Source organism: Actinoplanes sp. NPDC051633 (assembly GCF_040681735.1).
In the GTDB taxonomy this organism is placed as follows: Bacteria; Actinomycetota; Actinomycetes; order Mycobacteriales; family Micromonosporaceae; genus Actinoplanes.
The window spans coordinates 1-1,186 of record NZ_JBFAZH010001733.1; the positions used below are offsets into that span (position 1 = coordinate 1).

A 1,186-nucleotide genomic window follows, 5' to 3' on the forward strand; every position below is an offset into this window, starting at 1 on the left:
CCTGTTCGACGCGGCCGCTGTCCCCACCGACCAGCTTCATCCGGGCGCCGGGCAGGGCGACGTTGAAGACCCGGGTATTCGCCGTGTTGACCAGGTGGAGCCGGACGACTTCGCCGCGGTCCGCGGTGAGCGACAGGTCCGGGCGGCCGTTGACGAGCAGCACGTTGCCGAAGCGGCCCATCGCGACGTGATCGGGACCCGCTGTGTCGAACGGTGCGATGCGGCCGTCCTCGATCAGCACGTCGTCCAGCGTGAGGACGAGCTGCCGGTGCACCGGCGGCCAGTACGCCGGATCGGCAGGCTCGACGACTATCGTCCCGTACAGGCCCATCTCCTGGCCGTGGTCCTGCCGGATGTGCGGGTGGTACCAGTAGATGCCGGGGTCCGGGAAGGTCAGCCGGACACGGTGCCGGCCGCCCACGGCGATCGGCGCCTGGGTCTCGTGTGTCCCGTCGTACCGGTTGTCCAGCCGCAACCCGTGCCAGTGCACCGTGGTCGCCCCGTCGCCGTGGTTCTCGATGTCGACGGTGATGGCGGTCCCCTGCCGCACCATGAGCGTCGGGCCGGGGACGGACCCGTTGTAGGCGAGCATCCGGACCGTGTCGTCGCCGAGCCGGTTGGTCACCGCGGTGACGGTCAGCTCGAACGTGTCGCCGTCGGACAGGGCGACGGTCGGACACTCGGTCGCCGGCGGTCCGGCGGGATCGGTCGGAAACTGGTGCCCGGCGGGGTTCATGAGACCTCCCGTGAGGTGCGGGCGCGGCCGGGAGCGAGGCAACCGGCCACGATGGCGGCGATCGCCGCGGCGGTGGCGGCGAGGACGAATCCGTTGGTGAATCCGGTCAGCGTGTCGCCGATCAGGCTGACCGCCGCGACACTCGAGACGACGGCGGCGCCGATGGATGCGCCGAACTCGTGGAACGTGCTGACGATGCCGGAGGCGACTCCCGCCTCGTGCGGCGCGACCTGCCCGAGTGCCGTCGCCGACGCGACGACGAACAGGACGCCGGTGCCCGCGGCGGCGACCGCGACGCCGGTGACCACAGTCCACGGCTGCAGCACCAGCGCCGGTGCGATCATGCCGCCGGCGGCGATCACCAGACCGGACACGGCCAGCCGGCGGGCTCCGGCAGTGGCCAGGGAGCGTCCGGCGAGGTTGGCGCCGATCATGGTGGCCACGGCGACC

The 1,186-nt window shown here is 72.0% G+C and carries 1 protein-coding gene and 1 pseudogene; both read right to left on the reverse strand.

The features are described from left to right. Window positions 1-736: multicopper oxidase domain-containing protein (locus tag AB0M20_RS44740; RefSeq protein ID WP_364307693.1), on the reverse strand; the 736-nt coding region annotated here is incomplete at its 3' end. Further along, window positions 733-1,186 (reverse strand): annotated as a pseudogene (locus tag AB0M20_RS44745) (MFS transporter); the annotation flags it as partial. The gene AB0M20_RS44740 and the pseudogene AB0M20_RS44745, both read right to left, overlap by 4 nt.